Annotated in this window: 1 protein-coding gene; it reads left to right on the top strand. The window is 36.8% G+C overall.

Translation table 11 applies throughout. The annotated features are described in order from the left end of the window. Positions 1–272 (top strand): isopeptide-forming domain-containing fimbrial protein (locus FC36_RS07090; RefSeq protein WP_156409542.1); only part of this gene is annotated, 272 nt, incomplete at both ends.

The raw sequence follows: 272 nt of genomic DNA, 5'->3' as shown, positions 1-272 counted from the left end.
CGTGAATTCTCCTTCTCAGATGATTTCGATGAAACTAAGGTAGACGTTGACAAAGACTTAATTACTGTTTTAGACGGTAAAGGTAACGACGTTACAAAACAATTTAATGTACAATTTGATGACAAGAAAGGCTCATTTAAGGTTACAGCTAAGGAAGCTGCTAAGTTAATTTCAACTTTTGGTGGACAAAAGCTTAATGTAGTCTTCTACGCAACACCTAAGTCTGGCTTGAAGAATGGTACTGAAATTGACAACACCGCTCAACAAGTGAA

The organism is Ligilactobacillus equi DSM 15833 = JCM 10991 (assembly GCF_001435735.1).
GTDB classification, from domain to species: domain Bacteria; phylum Bacillota; class Bacilli; order Lactobacillales; family Lactobacillaceae; genus Ligilactobacillus; species Ligilactobacillus equi.
The sequence above is the reverse complement of the archived record's forward strand: the minus strand, read 5'-3'. Positions and strand labels throughout refer to the sequence as shown.